Annotated in this window: 19 protein-coding genes and 3 tRNA genes; 10 read left to right on the top strand and 12 right to left on the bottom strand. The window is 64.8% G+C overall.

Going from position 1 to position 16,585, the window contains the following annotated elements:
• The first annotated feature begins 68 nt into the window (after window positions 1-68).
• The 4 genes from SR3_RS04870 to SR3_RS32725 all read left to right on the top strand — a co-directional run bounded on the left by SR3_RS04870 (window position 69) and on the right by SR3_RS32725 (window position 1,816).
• Complete coding sequence (locus tag SR3_RS04870) at window positions 69-293, top strand: hypothetical protein (RefSeq protein WP_068081547.1); 225 nt, start codon at window positions 69-71, stop codon at window positions 291-293.
• Window positions 290-727 carry a cell division protein ZapA gene (locus tag SR3_RS04865; RefSeq protein ID WP_068081544.1) on the top strand — a complete coding sequence of 146 codons (438 nt, stop codon included), beginning with the start codon at window positions 290-292 and terminating at the stop codon, window positions 725-727. Before SR3_RS04870 ends, SR3_RS04865 begins: the two co-directional genes overlap by 4 nt.
• Before the next feature lie 220 nt (window positions 728-947).
• Window positions 948-1,520, top strand: coding sequence for a 5-formyltetrahydrofolate cyclo-ligase (locus SR3_RS04860; RefSeq protein WP_245653774.1), 573 nt, complete (start codon window positions 948-950; stop codon window positions 1,518-1,520).
• Window positions 1,520-1,816 carry a DUF2842 domain-containing protein gene (locus SR3_RS32725; protein WP_084454937.1) on the top strand — a complete coding sequence of 99 codons (297 nt, stop codon included), beginning with the start codon at window positions 1,520-1,522 and terminating at the stop codon, window positions 1,814-1,816. Before SR3_RS04860 ends, SR3_RS32725 begins: the two co-directional genes overlap by 1 nt.
• A 116-nt stretch (window positions 1,817-1,932) precedes the next feature.
• Here SR3_RS32725 and SR3_RS04850 read toward each other — a convergent pair.
• A tRNA-Asp gene (locus SR3_RS04850) sits at window positions 1,933-2,009 on the bottom strand.
• 33 nt (window positions 2,010-2,042) lie between these two features.
• Window positions 2,043-2,119, bottom strand: a tRNA-Asp gene (locus tag SR3_RS04845).
• A gap of 266 nt (window positions 2,120-2,385) precedes the next feature.
• On the opposite strand from SR3_RS04845, the gene SR3_RS04840 reads away from it, so the two are divergent.
• Window positions 2,386-2,913, top strand: a complete 528-nt coding sequence (locus SR3_RS04840) for a hypothetical protein (RefSeq protein WP_068081541.1) — start codon at window positions 2,386-2,388, stop codon at window positions 2,911-2,913.
• A 69-nt stretch (window positions 2,914-2,982) separates the two neighbouring features.
• Here SR3_RS04840 and SR3_RS04835 read toward each other — a convergent pair whose 3' ends face one another.
• Window positions 2,983-3,573: a YdeI/OmpD-associated family protein gene (locus SR3_RS04835; protein WP_068081538.1), complete on the bottom strand. Its 591-nt coding sequence runs from the start codon at window positions 3,571-3,573 to the stop codon at window positions 2,983-2,985.
• 13 nt (window positions 3,574-3,586) lie between these two features.
• Window positions 3,587-4,537 carry a thymidylate synthase gene (gene thyA / locus SR3_RS04830; protein WP_068081535.1) on the bottom strand — a complete coding sequence of 317 codons (951 nt, stop codon included), beginning with the start codon at window positions 4,535-4,537 and terminating at the stop codon, window positions 3,587-3,589.
• Window positions 4,538-4,722: 185 nt separating this feature from the next.
• Between thyA and SR3_RS04825 the strand changes: the two genes are divergently transcribed.
• Window positions 4,723-4,799: transfer RNA gene (locus SR3_RS04825), tRNA-Pro, on the top strand.
• Between the two features lie 99 nt (window positions 4,800-4,898).
• Here SR3_RS04825 and SR3_RS04820 read toward each other — a convergent pair.
• The 3 genes from SR3_RS04820 to SR3_RS04810 form a co-directional block, all read right to left on the bottom strand.
• A complete protein-coding gene (locus SR3_RS04820) occupies window positions 4,899-5,795 on the bottom strand; it encodes a bestrophin family protein (RefSeq protein WP_068081532.1) in 897 nt (298 codons plus the stop codon).
• Window positions 5,796-5,868: 73 nt separating this feature from the next.
• Complete coding sequence (locus SR3_RS04815; protein WP_068081528.1) at window positions 5,869-7,368, bottom strand: UxaA family hydrolase; 1,500 nt, start codon at window positions 7,366-7,368, stop codon at window positions 5,869-5,871.
• Window positions 7,365-8,483: a mannitol dehydrogenase family protein gene (locus SR3_RS04810; RefSeq protein ID WP_218018757.1), complete on the bottom strand. Its 1,119-nt coding sequence runs from the start codon at window positions 8,481-8,483 to the stop codon at window positions 7,365-7,367. The genes SR3_RS04815 and SR3_RS04810 overlap by 4 nt, the downstream gene beginning before the upstream one ends.
• A 162-nt stretch (window positions 8,484-8,645) precedes the next feature.
• On the opposite strand from SR3_RS04810, the gene dapF reads away from it, so the two are divergent.
• From dapF to SR3_RS04790, 4 genes are read left to right on the top strand one after another with little or no spacing between them, the layout of a single operon-like run.
• Window positions 8,646-9,461, top strand: a complete 816-nt coding sequence (gene dapF / locus SR3_RS04805; RefSeq protein ID WP_068081522.1) for a diaminopimelate epimerase — start codon at window positions 8,646-8,648, stop codon at window positions 9,459-9,461.
• A complete protein-coding gene (locus tag SR3_RS04800) occupies window positions 9,458-10,624 on the top strand; it encodes a MiaB/RimO family radical SAM methylthiotransferase (protein ID WP_068081519.1) in 1,167 nt (388 codons plus the stop codon). Before dapF ends, SR3_RS04800 begins: the two co-directional genes overlap by 4 nt.
• A complete protein-coding gene (gene ftsY / locus SR3_RS04795; protein ID WP_068081516.1) occupies window positions 10,621-11,547 on the top strand; it encodes a signal recognition particle-docking protein FtsY in 927 nt (308 codons plus the stop codon). The genes SR3_RS04800 and ftsY overlap by 4 nt, the downstream gene beginning before the upstream one ends.
• Window positions 11,544-12,182, top strand: a complete 639-nt coding sequence (locus SR3_RS04790; RefSeq protein WP_068081513.1) for an inner membrane-spanning protein YciB — start codon at window positions 11,544-11,546, stop codon at window positions 12,180-12,182. Before ftsY ends, SR3_RS04790 begins: the two co-directional genes overlap by 4 nt.
• A gap of 54 nt (window positions 12,183-12,236) precedes the next feature.
• Here SR3_RS04790 and SR3_RS04785 read toward each other — a convergent pair whose 3' ends face one another.
• The 5 genes from SR3_RS04785 to gnd form a co-directional block, all read right to left on the bottom strand.
• On the bottom strand, window positions 12,237-12,863 hold the full coding sequence (locus tag SR3_RS04785) for a hypothetical protein (protein ID WP_068081510.1): 627 nt from the start codon (window positions 12,861-12,863) through the stop codon (window positions 12,237-12,239).
• A gap of 33 nt (window positions 12,864-12,896) precedes the next feature.
• Window positions 12,897-13,226 (bottom strand): hypothetical protein, encoded by a 330-nt coding sequence (locus tag SR3_RS04780; protein WP_068081507.1) that lies wholly within the window; start codon window positions 13,224-13,226, stop codon window positions 12,897-12,899.
• A 101-nt stretch (window positions 13,227-13,327) separates the two neighbouring features.
• Window positions 13,328-14,149: a Cof-type HAD-IIB family hydrolase gene (locus SR3_RS04775; protein ID WP_068081504.1), complete on the bottom strand. Its 822-nt coding sequence runs from the start codon at window positions 14,147-14,149 to the stop codon at window positions 13,328-13,330.
• A gap of 10 nt (window positions 14,150-14,159) precedes the next feature.
• Window positions 14,160-15,596 (bottom strand): glucose-6-phosphate dehydrogenase, encoded by a 1,437-nt coding sequence (gene zwf / locus SR3_RS04770; RefSeq protein WP_068081501.1) that lies wholly within the window; start codon window positions 15,594-15,596, stop codon window positions 14,160-14,162.
• Window positions 15,596-16,576: a phosphogluconate dehydrogenase (NAD(+)-dependent, decarboxylating) gene (gnd, locus tag SR3_RS04765; RefSeq protein WP_068081498.1), complete on the bottom strand. Its 981-nt coding sequence runs from the start codon at window positions 16,574-16,576 to the stop codon at window positions 15,596-15,598. The genes zwf and gnd overlap by 1 nt, the downstream gene beginning before the upstream one ends.
• Window positions 16,577-16,585: the final 9 nt, after the last annotated feature.

The raw sequence follows: 16,585 nt of genomic DNA, 5'->3' as shown, positions 1-16,585 counted from the left end.
CATATCATCCCTTTTCCATCGCAGAGCCGCTTTGCAGCCGCGCGCCGCTGGGCTAGGCTTCCCTGCATATGAATGAGTCCCCCCGCGAAGCAGCCTGGCAAAGAATCGAAGCAGCCCTCACAAGGCTGGACGCGGCGGCGCGTGACCGCCGCGATGCCGCCACGCTGGAACTGCGCCTGCATGAAGAGCAGGAGCGCCATCAGGCCCTGCGCGGCGCCTTGCGCGAGACCTTGGGGCGACTCGATGCGCTGATCGTTTCCCACACATCCGATGGCGGAGCTGGCACGGCGTGAGCAATGTCACTCTGACCATTGCCGGTCGCGATTATGTGGTGGGCTGCGCCTCGGGCGAGGAAGAGCATATCGCCGATCTGGGGCGGATGATCGATGCAAGGCTTGCCAGCCTGCCACCCGCCGCCGTGCAGGGCGAAAGCCGGGCGTTGCTGTTTGCCGCCCTGTTGCTGGCCGATGAGGTTTATGAGGCGAAGAAAGGCGATCTTGGCCTGCCCCCGCCTACGGAAAGTTTCGAGGCCGAAGAGTTTCTTCCCGAGCAGGAGGACGTTGCTTCAGCCATCCCGCTGGCCCTTGAAAAGACGCCTGAAGCAGTGCTGCCTCCTGCGCCAGCCTGGCCCGACGACACCGATCGCCTCACCGATCTGGCGTTGCGATTGGAAAATCTGGCCTCTTTGCTGGAAGACCCCCTTGAGGATCGGCTCTTTCGCGCCTAAATTGCATGGCGACGGGTACTGCCGCGCACGAGCCTTTCGAACATCCCTGAGGCTATAAGCAAATCCTTGGGGGCTGTCTCTGCCCGGATCCTGGTCCGTGGTACATGGTCCCCACCTGACGTGTAGGCGTCGGTGGATTTCTAGGCAAACGACCCATGGTGGTCCCGTCACCCCTTCCTTGCGCGCGCTGCCTGGCCCGCGCCATCCCATGAGGCATCGCTTGGACGAGAAGAAGGCGCTGCGGGCCCGTTTGCGCAAGGCCCGGCGCGCGCATGTCGCTGCTCTGGACCCGCGCGTGCGGGCGCTGATCTTGATGCGGCCGCCCGCCGCCGTGGCCGCTCTGGCGCCCGAGGGCGCGGCGGTCGGCCTCTATCACGCCCTGCCCGATGAGGCGCCGACGCGCGGCTACGCCAAATGGTTTGCCGAGCAGGGCCACCCGATCGCCCTGCCCTGGTTTGCGCATAAGGATGCGCCGATGCAGTTCCGGCTCTGGCTCGATCCCTATGAGGATCAGGGGCTGGAGGTTGGCCCGCATGGCGCACTGCAACCCACAGCCGATTCGCCTTTGGCCGATCCGCAGCTGGTTTTCGTGCCGCTGGTGGGCTTTTCCCCGGATGGCGCGCGACTGGGGCAAGGTGGCGGCCATTATGACCGCTGGCTGGCGGCGCATCATGGCGTGACCGCGCTTGGCCTGGGCTGGGACTGCCAGCTGGAGGACAATCTGCCTCTGGAAGCCCATGACCACCCGCTGAAAGCCGTCATCACTCCCACCCGCCTTTACGAGGCGCCCTGATGGCCAAACCTCCGCCGCGCAAGGCACCGACGTCCGGTAATGCGTCGACGCGCAAGGCGCCGACGTCCCGTAATGCGTCGGCGCGCAAGGCGCCGACATGGCGCATCCCCATCGGCATTCTGGCGCTGGTGGGGGCGCTGCTGGTCTATGGCGGGCTGGTGGCGCGCTTTGTGGCGCCATGGATCGCGCCATGGCCGGTGCTGGCCCAGCTGCCCGCCTATGCCCTGCTGGGGGTAATCTGGCTGCTGCCCTTGCGGCGCTATCTGATCTGGATGGAGACCGGGCGCTGGGGCTGAAAACCCCGGCATTTTTTTGCGCCCTATCCTGCGCATAAGCTGTCCGGCGCACAAACAGAAACGGCGACCCGAAGGCCGCCGTTCTCATTTTCCGCTAGGAGAAAACATTCCCAAGGTGGCGCGAGTGACGGGACTTGAACCCGCGACCCTCGGCGTGACAGGCCGATACTCTAACCAACTGAGCTACACCCGCGCAATGCCCGGAACACTCTTACTGAAACACAAGTGGCGCGAGTGACGGGACTTGAACCCGCGACCCTCGGCGTGACAGGCCGATACTCTAACCAACTGAGCTACACCCGCTCACCTGTGTTTCCGAAGAGGCAGCGCCCCTTGGGAGACGCGCCTCTAGGCGGGACCGCCGACCCTGTCAACAACGATCCGCCAGCTTTCTCAATTTTGCCGTTAAGCTGTGGAAAACTATGCTTTAAGCCGCCCAAAATGCGGTTTCGGCACGGTTGATGCCGTTTCCGCGCCGTTTCGGGCTTATGCCAAACAGCGCGTTAACCGTAATTTTTATCGATCGGGCGCAGAATCATCGCATGATCCCGCGAGTGAAAGTTCTGCCCATGCGCAAAACATCTGCGTCACCTTTCCGCCTCTCGCTGCGGGGCGCTGCTTGCCTGACGCCTCTGGTCCTCGGCATGGCGCTGCTGGCCGGTCCCGGTCGCGCGCGTGACAATGCCCATCTCCAGCAGGCCGCCTTGGTCACCCAGAGCGATGTGATGCTCGAATCGAGCCTGTTCGTCGAACACACCCGCCAGAACGCCCGAGGCCCGGTGCATCTGCTGGAACCGGCCCGGCAGGTGAATTCAGGCGACAAGGTGGTGACGCTGCTCAGCTGGTATCGTCTGGGCGGCACGGGCGGCTTCATCGTCACCGATGCCGTGCCGGGCGGCATGAGCTATCAGCCGGGCGAAAAGGATGAAGCCGAGGTCTCTGCCGACGGCGGCAAGACATGGGGCCGTCTGGGCGCCCTTCATATCGGCCACCGGCTGGCGACGGCTCAGGATGTGACGCATATGCGCTGGCATATTACGCCGGCGCAGGCCTTGGCCGGGTCTGGGCGGATCGCCTATGCCGGAATGGTCAGGTAAACCGGGCCTTCTGTTGTCGCATCGTTGGCGCGAAAAACCGGTTCCCACTTTTTCGCACGATGCTTCAGTTCAGCACTTCTCATACTTCCAGTTGCGCTTCTTGCCCTCGGCCAACCATTCCACGGCCTGAGCGATGCGCTTGGCGCGCGTGGCGGCCTGCTTGGCCTCCACGATCCATTCCAGATAGTCTCGGCGGTTGGAGGGGGCGAAACCCTCGAACACCGCCTGAGCCGCCGGATGAGCCTTCAGAGCCTGCGTGAAATCCTCAGGCATGGGAATCGCTTCTTTCGGCGCCTTCTTGGGGCGGGCCATGCCGCCGCCTTGTCGGATCTTCTCGGCAGCAGCGAGCAGCTTGGTTTTCAACTCTTCGGCGGGCGGCAGATCGTCCAGACTGGCGATCTTGCCGTAATCACCCATACCGGGGTCACGCTCCATGCCCTGACGGCCCGTGCCATGGATCACGAAGGCGCAATGCGCCTTGAAGGCCGCAATCCCCGCCAGATTTTTCCCCGCGACCGTGAAATGCGGCATGCCCCATTTGATGGTCTCGCCAAGATCGGGCAGCGCCTCATGCACCAGAGCGCGCAGATGGGTCAGGATCGGGCGGGCGAAGGGCGCGGCCTTCTCGATATAGGCATCGATTCGCGGATCCTGCTCCATCGCCCTCTCCCCTTCAGACCGCGACCGGCGCGGCCAGCTTGCCCTGAGGCGCATAATCGGGGACGACAAAGTCCTCGATGGCGTAATCGAAGATCGTCTCCGGGCGGCGCGCCAGGCCCATGCGCGGTTCGCCCGAGGGCTTGCGCTGCAACTGCGCCTCCACCAGATCCTCGTGGTTGAGGTAGAGGTGGGTGTCACCGCCCATCCAGACCAGTTCGCCCGGCTCCAGATCGCATTGCTGGGCCAGCATGCGGATAAACAGCGCGGCGCTCCACAGGTTGAAGGGAAGACCAAGCGCCACATCGGCGCTGCGCTGATAGAGAACCCCCGAGAGGCGGCCATCGGCGACATGGAACTGATAGGTCTTGTGGCAGGGCGGCAGCGCCATCGAATCGAGTTCGGCCACATTCCAGCCTTCCAGAATATGGCGGCGGCTGCCCGGATTGTGGCGCAGGCTGTGGACCAGATCGGCGATCTGGTTGATGCCCTCCGCCTTGCGATAAAGGCCATCGCCCGCAGGCTGATAGTTCGGCCAATCGACCCACTGCTTGCCATAGACCGGGCCCAGATCGCCCCATTGCCGCGCGAAAGCCTCATCCGCCACGATGCGGGCGGAAAAATCCTCACGGCTGATCGGGTCGCCGGTTTCCTTGCGATAGCGGTCGAGCGGCCAGTCGGTCCAGATCTCCACCCCCTGCGCGCAGAGCGAGCGGATGTTGGTGTCGCCGGTGAGGAACCACAGGAATTCGCGCGTCGCCGTCTTCCAGTAGACACGCTTGGTGGTCAGCAGCGGCATGCGGTTGTCAGAAAGATCGCAGCGGATCTGCGCCCCGAAGACCGAGCGCGTGCCAACGCCCGTGCGGTCGCGCCGTTCATCGCCATGGCGCCAGATATGGTCCATCAGGGCCAGATATTGCTCTTCCCAGTGGGTGGACTCGGTGCGGATCGTATAAGGCAAGGTCATCCCCGCAGTTTGGCCCAAGGCGTTGCGGAAGTCATCATTTCTCATTTTCAGCAAAAAGCTGAAAACGGGGAAAATTCGCAGATCGGCAAAAAAATGCGAAACGCCGCTTGCGTGGTTCGGAATCGCTGTCTATAGGCCCGCTCCTGCCTCGCAGAGACGCTTCAAACCGCCTCTGCAGCACCGGTCGGGGAATAGCTCAGCCTGGTAGAGCACTGTCTTCGGGAGGCAGGGGCCGGAGGTTCGAATCCTCTTTCCCCGACCATTTTATTCCTTGTGATATCAAGGAATTGAGAAAGCCGGCCTTCGGGTCGGCTTTTTTCTTTCCCGGCATTGTCGACATGTTATCGACATGCCCTCCACCTCACATCAACACATTATCCACAGGCTTGAGCACAGGCGGCAAATCCTTGCGCCCCAGCGCCGAGAGCATATCCCGCTCGATCACCCGCAGGATCGCATCGAGCGGCAGATCGTTGACATCGCGGCCAAAGGGATCCTCCAGCTGGTCCCCCAGCGCGTCCAGCCCGAAGAACGTATAGGCCACCAGCGCCGAGGGCAGCACCGCCCACCAGCCCAAAGCCCCGGCCAGCGCGAAAGGCAGGCTGAGGCAGAAGATATAGGCCGTGCGATGCAGCAGCAGCGAATAGGCGAAGGGCACCGGCGTGGCGGCAATCCGCTCGCAGCCCGCCTGAATGCCTGACAGCGCCGCCAGATGCTGCTCCAGCGCAGTCCAGCGCATGGGATCGAGCGCGCCTTGCGCCAGCAGGCGCTGGCTGGCCACACCCATCTCGTGAACCACGCCATTGGTGGGGTTGATGGCCTCCTGCCATGAGCCCCCCTCCCACCATGCGGCGATGGCGCCGGGCTCATCGTCGCCGCGCAGCCTTGCCTTCAGCCCTGCGGAAAAGGCGCAAAGCCCCAGCACAAAGCGCTCCCGCTCGCCCGCGGACAAGGTGGCGACCTGCCGCGCGATGGTACGGCACTCGATCACCAGAGCGCCCCACAATTGCCGCCCCTCCCACCAACGGGCGTAACAGGCATTGTTGCGGAAGCTCATAAAGATCGAGAGCGCCAGACCGATCAGCGTGAAAGGAAAGGCGCTGATCTGCGCAAAGATGCCGGGATGTGCGCGCGCCGCCACCACCGCCCCCATGCTGGCCAGCACGATCAGCGCCAGACGCCCGCCGATGCGCGGCAGGATCGTGCCTTTCCACGCAAAGAGAATATCGAAAAGGCTCGGTTTCGAGCGCTGGATCATGGGGTTGGTCCTGAACTATGGCCGGGCCGGGATACACCCAAAGCCCGGCCAAACCAGCCCCCTTGCGTCTCGCTTAAACCCAGGCGCCCAACTGCCAGGGCACGAATTCATAATCGCCCACGCCCTGCGCCTCGCTCTTGGTCGGGCGGCCCGAGGCGACCTCCAGCAGCTGCCGGAAGATGCGCTGGCCCAGTTCCTCGACGCTCATGCCCTCCAGAACGGGCGAGCAATCGACATCGATATCCTCGGCCATGCGCCCGGCCAGCGCGGCGTTGGAAGCCAGCTTGAGGCAAGGCACGCATTGCGCCCCGAAGACCGAGCCGCGCCCGGTGGTAAAGGCCAGCAGATTGGCACCCGAGGCGATCTGCCCCGTGGCCGAACAGGGATCGTAACCCGGCGAATCCATGAAGATTAGCCCGTTGCGGCTGCGCGGCTGCCCATAGAGCAGCACCTCACTCAGAGGCGCCGATCCGGCCTTGGCCACCGCGCCCAGCGATTTCTCGAAGATGGTGGTCAGCCCGCCCGCCTTGTTGCCGGGCGAAGGATTGTTGTCGAGGCTGATGCCATGGCGGCTGGCATGCGCCTCCCACCAGCCGATGCGCTCTTCCAGAGCCGCCGCCACGGCAGGATCGGCGGCGCGGGCCAGCAGCAGATGCTCGGCGCCATAGATTTCCGGCGTTTCGGAGAGGAAGGCCGTGCCGCCCGCCGCCACCAGCAGATCGCTCGCCGCGCCCAACGCCGGATTGGCGGTGATGCCCGACCAGCCATCCGACCCGCCGCATTGCAACCCCAGCACCAGATCGCTGGCAGGGCGCGTGCTGCGCCGGGCAGTGGAGATTTCCTCGATCAGCTCCTGCACCAGAGCGATGCCATGCTCGATGGCCGGGGCCGTGCCGCCCGCATCCTGAATGGTGTAGGTTTTGAGGAAAGGCCCCGGCGCCAGCCCGTGGCGTTCCAGCATCTCGCCGATCTGCGCCACCTCGCAGCCCAGACCGATGATCACCGCGCCCGCGAAATTGGGGTTGCGGGCATAGCCGGTCAGGGTGCGCTCCAGCGTGTCGATGCCCTCCCCGCTCTTGGCCATGCCGCAGCCGCTGGCATGGGTGAGCGGCACCACGGCGTCGATGCCGGGGATGGCGGCATCCTCGAAACGCCGGGCGATGCGACGCACCACCGTGGCGGCGCAATTGACGCTGCCCATCACCGCGATGCAATTGCGCGTGCCGACCTGGCCATTGGCGCGCAGGTAGCCCTCGAAATGGGCATCCGTGGGAGGCGCCACCAGACGGCCCGCCACGCCTGACGTCACCGCCGCTCCGGCATGACGACCCTCACCGACGGCCAGATTGTGGCTGTGGACATGCTCGCCCGCCTGAATGGGTTGCGTGGCGATGCCGATGGGCTGGCCATATTTGCGCACCACTTGGCCCCCCGCCAGATCATGCAGCGCCAGCTTGTGGCCAAAAGGCACGGCATCGCGGGCAGTCACCCCCAGCACATCGTCGCCCGCAGAGGCCGGATCGATCAGCACCGCCACATCGTCAAAGGGGGAAAGGCGAAGGGCCCGGGTCATGCGGCAGTCTCCGAAACAGAATGGGCCAAAGCTTCAAGGCGCGGCAGGGCAAGATCGGGCGTTTCAGTCCTCACCCAATCGATAAAGCCCGTCACCCGCCGTTCGATCTTGGCGCGATGATGGCTATAAATATCCGCAAGCCGGTGGTCGAGATAAGGGTTGGCAAAGCGATCCAGCGTGGTTTCGACATAGGCCTCCGCCTCCTTGCCCAGACCACGCATGGCAAAGCCCGGCACAACCTCCTGCACATAAAGTGAAAGCAGCGCAGGCAACGTCACACCATCCTCCATCATCGCGCGCACGGTGAGAGCGGGATCGGCCCCGCCCTCATGCCATTGCTGCGCCAGCCATGTGTGGCCCAGATTGAGGATATGCAGCTTGAGCCTTTCGAACGGCTCCAGGTCATCGGTCAGCACCAGCTGGGGATGGGTGAAAGGCATGACCAGCCCCGGCTGGCGCTCCACCGCCCAGAGCGCATAGGGCTCGGCCACCGCGCCTGCCGGTTCCAGCGGCGTGCTGACAATGCGGTCGACCAGCGTGCTGATCCAGAGGCAGCTTTCCAGCCATGCGGCAAAGCCCTGTTCCAGCCCCCAGTCGCGCGCCAGACCCAGCACCAGACCGCGCAGCACATCACCATTACGCGGCACCAGTTCGCAAGGCAGCAAGGTGATCGGTGCGCCACCCCACTGCCAGCGGGCATGGAGCAAAGCCGTCAGCTTGGGCACAAATCCGCCCGGCGCCTGTCCCGCCGCTGGACGTTCTCGATCCTCAAGCAAAATATGGTAACCGGTGTCACCCGTGTTGCTGACAAGAAACCGCGCCTGCCCGGCAACCAGCTCCACAAGAGGAGGCCAGTCGGTCACGGCGCTGATCCCGCCGATCACGCTGCGCACCTGCACCGTCTGATCCACCGCCTTGCCCGCCTCGATCCCGCGCAGGATCACCGGGAAGCCCTCCGCATCGGCAAAAGTCACCAGACGCCTGGCTCTTTCCGCGTCACCCGTGGTCTGGACGATGGTGATGGGCGGCACATCCTGCCCCGCATCCCGCGCCTGACTGGCCATAAGATCGACATGGGCCTGAAGGAACCGGCTGGTTCCGAATTGAACGATCACGCAAGACTCTCCCCGGCATTGCGCCATGGTTTTGCAACCATCCCTATGTGACACCGCTTGACCGTCTTGGCCAGAGGCAGCTCACCCAGCCCCACCATCCAGACGAATTTACCGCCTGCCAACACTGGACGCAGCCCCCCCATGCGCCTAGAGCGCCCCATTATGCGTGTTCCTTTCGTCAAGATGCATGGGCTGGGCAATGATTTCGTCGTGCTGGACGCGCGCGAAGGCAACGTACCGCCCATGACCGCCACTCTGGCCGCCGCTCTGGGCGACCGCCATCGCGGCATCGGCTGCGACCAGTTGGTGTTGCTCGAAAACTCCGAAATCGCCGATCTGAAAATGCGGATCTTCAATCAGGACGGCAGCGAGGTCGAGGCCTGCGGCAATGCCACCCGCGCCGTGGGCCTGCTCCACGGCAGCGCGGCAGCCATCGAGACGCTGGCGGGCGTGATTTATGCCGCGCCCACGCCCGATGGCATTTCGGTCGATATGGGCCGCCCCCGCTTTGAGTGGGACGCCATTCCGCTGGCCTATGCCATGGACACGCTGACCATGCCGGTGGGTTGGGAGGATCTGGATGCCCCCACCGCCGTCAATGTGGGCAACCCGCATGTGATCTTCTTCACGCCCGATACGCATGCCGTAGAGCTGGATCGCCTCGGCCCGCTGATCGAGCATGATCCGTTGTTCCCGGAACGCATCAACGTCAATGTCGCCACTATCACGGCGCGCGATGCCATCACCCTGCGCGTGTGGGAACGCGGCGCGGGGCTGACGCTGGCCTGTGGCACCGGCGCCTGCGCCACCGCCATCGGCGCGATGCGGCGCGGTCTGGTCGATCGCCGCGTGACGGTCACCCTGCCGGGCGGCCCGCTGGTGATCGAATGGCGCGGCGACGAAGGGATCACCATGACCGGCCCCGCCACCGAAGCCTTCCGCGGCGCGTTCGAGCTGTCCGCGTTTTATCAGGGATGAGTGTCGAGGTCGTCTCGCTGGGCTGCCGGATGAATCTGGCCGAGAGCGAGCATATGCGCGCGCTGCTGGCAGGCGAGCGCGACATGGTGGTCATCAACTCCTGCGCCGTCACCGCCGAGGCGCTGCGCCAGACGCGTCAGGCCATCCGCAAAGCGCGCCGCACCCGACCCGATGCGCGGCTGATGGTGACGGGCTGCGCGGTTGAGGTGGAGCGCGAGGCCATCGCCGCCCTCGATATCGACGGCCTGATCGCCAACGCCGACAAGCTAGATGCGCGCGCCTGGAATGTGCCGCCCGCGCCTGCCTTGCCGGTGCCTTCGGGCCAGCATACGCGCGCCTTTGTGGCGGTGCAGAACGGCTGCGACCATGCCTGCACCTTCTGCATCATCCCCGCCGGTCGCGGCCCGAGCCGTTCGCGCGCTATCCCTGATGTGGTGGCCGAAGTGCGCGCCCATGCCGAAGCTGGCGTGGGCGAGGTGGTACTGACCGCCGTGGATCTCACCGGCTGGAACCATGGCGATCAGCGCCTCGGCGATCTGGTCGCCGCGATCCTGCGCGATGTGCCCACCCTGCCCCGCCTGCGCCTCTCCTCGATGGATGGCGTGGAGATCGACCCCCTGCTGCGCGAAATCATCGCCAGCGAGGCGCGGGTGATGCCGCATCTTCATCTTTCCTTGCAGCATGGCGCCGATCTGATCCTCAAGCGCATGAAGCGCCGCCACAGCCGCGCCGATGCTGTCGATCTGGTGGCTGCGTTAAAAACCCGCCGCCCGGATATCGCCGTGGGCGCCGATCTGATCGCCGGCTTCCCCACCGAGGATGAGGCCGCCCATGCCGACAATCTCTCGATCATCGATGAGCTTGGAGTCGTCCACGGCCACATCTTCCCCTACAGCGCCCGCCACGGCACACCTGCCGCGCGCATGCCGCAACTGCCGCGCCCGCTGGTCAGCCAGCGCGCTGCTGAACTCCGCAACGCCGTCGCCACACGCCGCGCCGTCTGGCTGGAAAGCCTGATCGGCCAGCCCCAGACCGTGCTGGCCGAGCGCGACGGCACCGGCCACGCCGAAAATTTCGCAAGGATCGCCCTGCCCGCAGGCTCCACGCCCGGGCAGATGCTGACCATCACCCCCACACGCATCACCGAAGGATTGCTCTCATGAGCGCCGAGAACTGGACCTCCCGCCTGATGGGCGGCCTCGCCAAGACCTCCGAACGTCTGGCGGGCAATCTTTCCGGCATCACCGGTGCCGCGCGCCTGACCGAAGACCAGCTCGACGAGCTGGAGGATGCGCTGATCCTCTCCGATCTGGGCCCGCGTGCCGCCGCGCGCATCCGTGGCGCCATGGCACAGCGTCGGTTCGATGGTTCCGCCGATGAAACCGCGATCCGCGAGGCCGTCGCCGAGGAAATCGCCGCCATCCTGCGCCCGGTGGCCAAGCCGCTGGAGGTCACCGCCTTCCCGCGCCCGCATGTGGTGCTGGTGATCGGCGTCAACGGCAGCGGCAAGACCACCACCATCGCCAAGCTGGCCCACCTGTTCCAGGAAGAGGACTATGCGGTGATGCTGGCGGCGGGCGACACCTTCCGCGCCGCCGCCATCGGCCAGTTGGGCGTCTGGGCGGATCGCCTGGGCGTGCCCATCGTGAAAGGCCCCGAGGGCGGCGATCCGGCGGCCATCGTCTTCGATGCGGTGAAAGCCGCCAGCGAGCGCGGCACCGATGCGCTGATCGTCGATACGGCAGGGCGCCTGCAGAACAAGCGCGAGCTGATGGACGAGCTGGCCAAGATCCACCGCGTGCTGGGTCGCCTCAATCCGGCCGCACCGCATGATGTGGTGCTGGTGCTCGATGCCACCAACGGCCAGAATGCCCTCGCCCAGATCGAGACCTTCAAGGAGGTCGCGGGCGTGACGGGTCTGGTCATGACCAAGCTGGATGGCACCGCGCGCGGCGGCGTGCTGGTGGCCGCCGCCGAGCAATATGGCCTGCCCATCCATGCCATCGGCGTGGGCGAGCGGATCGACGATCTGCGCCCCTTCGATCCCGATCTGGTGGCCCGCGTGATCGCTGGGGTCGCGGCATGACGGCGCCGGAACGCAAGAACCACTCGCCGCTGGTTAATCTGGCGATCGATTACGGCCCGGTCGCGGCCTTCTTTGTCGCCTATCGCCTGTTCAAGCCTTCGGGCGCGGCAAGTCTCAGCGATGTGGCCGCCGTCACCAAAAGCACCGGCGTCTTTATGGCGGCCACGGTGCTGGCGCTGATCGCGTCCAAGTGGATACGCGGCAAGGTCTCGCCCATGCTGTGGCTCTCCACCGTGCTGGTCTGCGGCTTTGGCGCGCTGACCATGATCAGCCAGGATGAAGGCTGGATCCGGCACAAGCCCACTGCCGTTTACGCGCTGTTTTCGGTGATGCTGCTGATTGGCTGGGCCAAGGGCAAGCCGACGCTGAAGTACCTGCTGGAAAGCGCCTTCGACGGGCTTTCCGATGAGGGCTGGATGAAATTGTCGCGCAACTGGGGCTGGTTTTTCCTTTTCTTCGCCGCGCTGAACGAGGTCTTCGCCTACAAGGGCTGGTTCACCTTCGACCAGTGGCTGCGCGCCAAGCTGATCGTCTTTATGCCGCTGTCATTCCTGTTCACCTTTGCCCATATGCCGATGCTGCTGCGCCACGGTCTGGGGCAGGAAAAACAGCCCGACGGCGAAAAGGCGGAATGAGAAAAAGCCCGGCTCCCTTCTGGAAGCCGGGCTTTTTGCTGCAAAGCCTAAGCTTTAGCGCCAGCGAGCGCGCTCGGCCTCGATCTCGGCATCGGTGTAGGGATCGAGCCTGTCGTCGAAAGCGGTCCAGCCCTGCCCCTGATAATAGGTGCGGCGCTGGGCGATATCGACATAGGGCGTGTTGTCGAGCGCGGTCTGGGCGGTCAGCACCAGATCGTCGTCCACCTTGGCGCTGACCAGCGTGCCGCCGCGCCGCACGCTCTCAGCATAGACATCGGCTTCCTCGCGGCTGACGCCCGAGTGGGTCAACGCGCCGACAATGCCGCCAGCGCCCGCCACCACCGCGCCGCCAACAGCAGCACCGACCGCCGCCGAAGCCAGCCAGCCAGCCGCGATCACCGGACCAAGGCCCGGAATCGCCAGCAGGCCAAGGCCCGCCAAGGCGCCGCCACCGGCTCCGATCACCCCGCCCAGCGCGGCGCCGACACCGGCATCGCGCGCGGCGGCATCGCCAGCGGTATGGTCATGGGGTTCGCGCACATCGGCCACGGCATGGCCGCCGCCCTTCTGGTGCGAGACGAGGCTGATGTCGCCATGGGGCACGCCGACACGTTCCAGTTCCAGCACGGCATGCTGCGCATCAGAGAAATTGTCGAACAGACGGGTAACGATCTGGGTCATGATGAATCCTTTCCCATTGAACAGGCTCAGCGCTTAGCGCGTGGCCACATTGCCCTTGTAATCCAGCGCCACCTTCACGGGCTTGCCGTGCTTGGTCGCGCTGGCCTGCCACAGGCCGTCATTGTCCTTCATCAGATCGCCGACATTGGCATAGCCCGCCTTTTCCAGACGCGACTTGGCCTCGCCTTCCGTAAAGGAGTTCTTGCCCTTGGCCAGCGGCGCATGGGTCATGTGATCGGGCGATTTCATGGCCGGGTTGGGCGCGGCATTGTCATGCGCGACAGGCTGGGCGTGAACGGCAGAGATGCCGCAGACAGCAAGGCTCGCGGCGCACAATGCGCCGATGGTCGATTTCAATGTCATGAGTTCCACCTCCTTGATGGCAAGTTTGGAACGCCAGCGGGAGGGGAATGTTCCGGGCGGTATTTTACACCGCCCGAAAGGCATAAAACAATTTTTATCAGCTATTTACCGCGCAACGCCACGATGGGCAGCAGAATAGAATCGATGGCCTGAGCCACACCATCCTCATCATTCGATGCGGTGACATGGGTTGCGGCTTCCCGCACCTCCTCCGGACCCTGCCCCATGGCGATGGAGAGGCCCGCCTCACGGAACATCGGCATATCGTTGCGCTGGTCACCGATCACGGCAACCTGCCCCGGATCGACCCCGAAAGCCTGCGCCAGAGCGAGCACGCCATCGCCCTTGTTGGCCCGCGTCGCCGTGATATCGAGGTAATAAAGCTGCGACCGGCCCACCGTGGCGCGCGTCCCCACGGCGCGCTCCACCACGGCTTCCAGATCGGCCAGCATGGCATGATCGCTGGAGACGGCGACGATCTTGTCCACGCTGTCGGCATAGGCTTCCAGCTTGGCGTCGTAGGTCGGCTCCTGGCTGACGGACTTGCGCTCGCGGTCGTCATAGTGATCGTCGGGGCGCTGAGCGATCCAGCGGCCATGGCTGAAGAGCCAGATGGTCACATCGGGCCGGTCGATCAGCGCCAGCACCTGCAGCACCACATCGGCGGGCACCTGCTCCGAATGCAGCACCGTGCCATCGGGCTTGACGATGGTTCCGCCGTTGAAGGCGCCGATGGGATGGGTGATGCCCAAAGTCTCGGCGATCCACAGCAAGCCGCTGGGCGGACGGGCGCTGATCAGCGTGAAGGGCACGCCCGCCGCGCCCAGCCGGTGGACGGCCTCCACCACGGCGGGGCTGATGGTCTTGTCGCTGCGGGTAAGAGTGCCGTCGATGTCGGAGATAAAAAGGCGCAGGTCTTTCATGGGGCGAGTTCTATCCAATCTCGTGCCAATTGCGGCCATCGCGCGCGATCAGCTCATCCGCGCCTGCGGGACCAGCGCTGCCCGGTTCATAGGCCTCCGGCTCGCCGCTCGTCCATGCGTCAAGCAGCGGTTGGACCACGCGCCAGCCCGCCTCGATCTGGTCGGCGCGCTGGAACAGCGAAGGGTCGCCGATCAGCACGTCATAGATCAGCGTCTCATAGCCGGTGCGGTGGCCCATATCGAAGATATCGGCATAAGCGAAAGACATGCTGGCAGGCACGGCCTCGATCAGGGGACCGGGGCGTTTCACCGCCATATCCATCCTGATGCCTTCATCCGGCTGGATCTGCAGGATAAGCTGGTTGGGGGGAAGGCTGTCGGTCGGCGTGTCGCGGAACAGGGCGATGGGCGCGTCGCGGAAACGGATCACGATTTCGGTATCGCGCGCGGTCAGGCCCTTGCCGGTGCGCAGGTAGAAGGGCACGCCGTGCCAGCGCCAGGTCTCCACCGCCAGCTTGAGGGCGACATAGGTCTCGGTGCTGCTGTCGGGCGAAACATCCTCCGTCTCGCGGAAAGCTGGCACCTTCTCCTTGCCGATCTTGCCGGCGGTGTAGGCGCCGCGCACCGCATCTTCCGGCGCGATGGGCTGGATCGCGTCGATCACCTTCACCTTTTCATTGCGCAGGCTTTCGGCTTCCAGATTGATCGGCGGCTCCATCGCCACCAGCGCCAGCAGCTGGAACAGGTGATTGGGCACCATATCGCGCAGCGCACCGGTGGCATCGTAAAACGCCCCGCGCGAACCGACCGTCACCGTTTCGGCGGCGGTGATCTGCACGTGATCGATGTAGCGATTGTTCCAGACCGCCTCATTGCGCGCATTGGCGAAGCGGCTGACGATGATGTTCTGCACCGTTTCCTTGCCCAGGAAATGATCGATGCGGTAAAGCTGCTCCTCGCCGGCCTGAGCCAGCAGGCGCGCGTTCAGCGCCTTGGCCGAGGCCAGATCGGTGCCGAAAGGCTTTTCCACCACCACGCGGCGGAAGCCTTTGCTCTCGTCCAGCAGCCCGGCCTTGCCCAATTGCTCCACAATGGGGCCGAAGAAGCTGGGAGCCACCGCCAGATAGAACATGGCACTGGCATCCAGCTGCTCACCCAGCGCCTGATAGAGCGCCTCATCGCCGAAATCGCCGCGCTGATAGGCGATGCGCGGCTTCAGCGCCTTCCACGCGGCGCCGTCCTCCTCGAAGAAGCCGGGCAGGCGTTCCTTGCAGAGGATATCGGCATCGATATCGTCACGGCCCACACCGATGATCTTGGTGGCCGGATCGAGCAGCTCTGATTGCTGGAGGTTAACGATGGCCGGCAGCAACAGGCGACGGGTCAGGTCGCCTGTCACGCCGAAGATCACCACCGTCGCGGGGGGAGCAACGGGTGCTTTCTTCATTATTGCGGGATCTCCACATGGCCGCCAAAGCCAAAGCGCATGGCCGAGAGCAGCTTGTCGCCAAAGGTGTTCTCCACCCGGCTGCGATAGCGGGCGAACAGCGCCGCCGAGAGGACATAGGCGGGCACCGCTTCTTCCATGGCGGCGTCGATGGTCCACTGGCCTTCGCCGGAATCCGCGACATTGCCGCTGAAGGCATCCAGCGCCTGATCCTTGGCCAGCGCCGAGGCCGAGAGGTCCAGCAGCCAGGAGGACACCACGCTGCCCCGGCGCCATACTTCGGCGATGTCGGTGAGGTTGAGGTCGAAGCGCTCATCCTCGGGCAGCTTTTCCGACGCCTTGCCCTTGAGCACATCGAAGCCCTCGGCATAGGCGGCCATCAACCCATATTCGATGCCATTGTGGACCATCTTGACGAAATGCCCGGCGCCCGCCGGACCGGCATGGATGTAGCCCTTTTCCGCGCGGGGATCGCTGGCCTCGGCGCGCTCCTTGGTCTTGGGGATGGTGCCGATGCCGGGGGCCAGCGCCTCGAAGATCGGGTCGAGCAGATCGACCGCTTCCTTCTCGCCGCCGATCATCATGCAATAGCCGCGCTCCAGCCCCCAGACGCCGCCCGAGGTGCCGACATCGACATAGGTGACGCTCTTTTCGGCGCAGGCCTTGGCGCGGCGGATATCGTCCTTGTAGAAGGTGTTGCCGCCATCGATGATGATGTCGCCAGGGCGCGAGAGCCCCAACAGCTTCTGGATCATGCTCTCGGTGGGCTCGCCGGCGGGCAGCATCACCCAGAAGATGCGGCGTTCATCGAGCTTGCCCGCCAGATCCTCGACAGAGGTGGAGCCGGTGGCGCCGTCCTTCACCAGAGCATCGATGGCCTTTTCGCTCAGATCGAAGGCCACGATCTCATGGCCGTTGCGCATCAGCCGACGCGCGATGTTGGCGCCCATCCGGCCAAGGCCGATCATTGCAAGACGCATGCGGTAGTC

Origin of the sequence: Novosphingobium rosa NBRC 15208 (genome assembly GCF_001598555.1) — a bacterium.
GTDB classification, from domain to species: Bacteria; Pseudomonadota; Alphaproteobacteria; order Sphingomonadales; family Sphingomonadaceae; genus Novosphingobium; species Novosphingobium rosa.
Note: the sequence above shows the minus strand (reverse complement) of the source record. Positions and strands in the feature narration are given on the sequence as shown.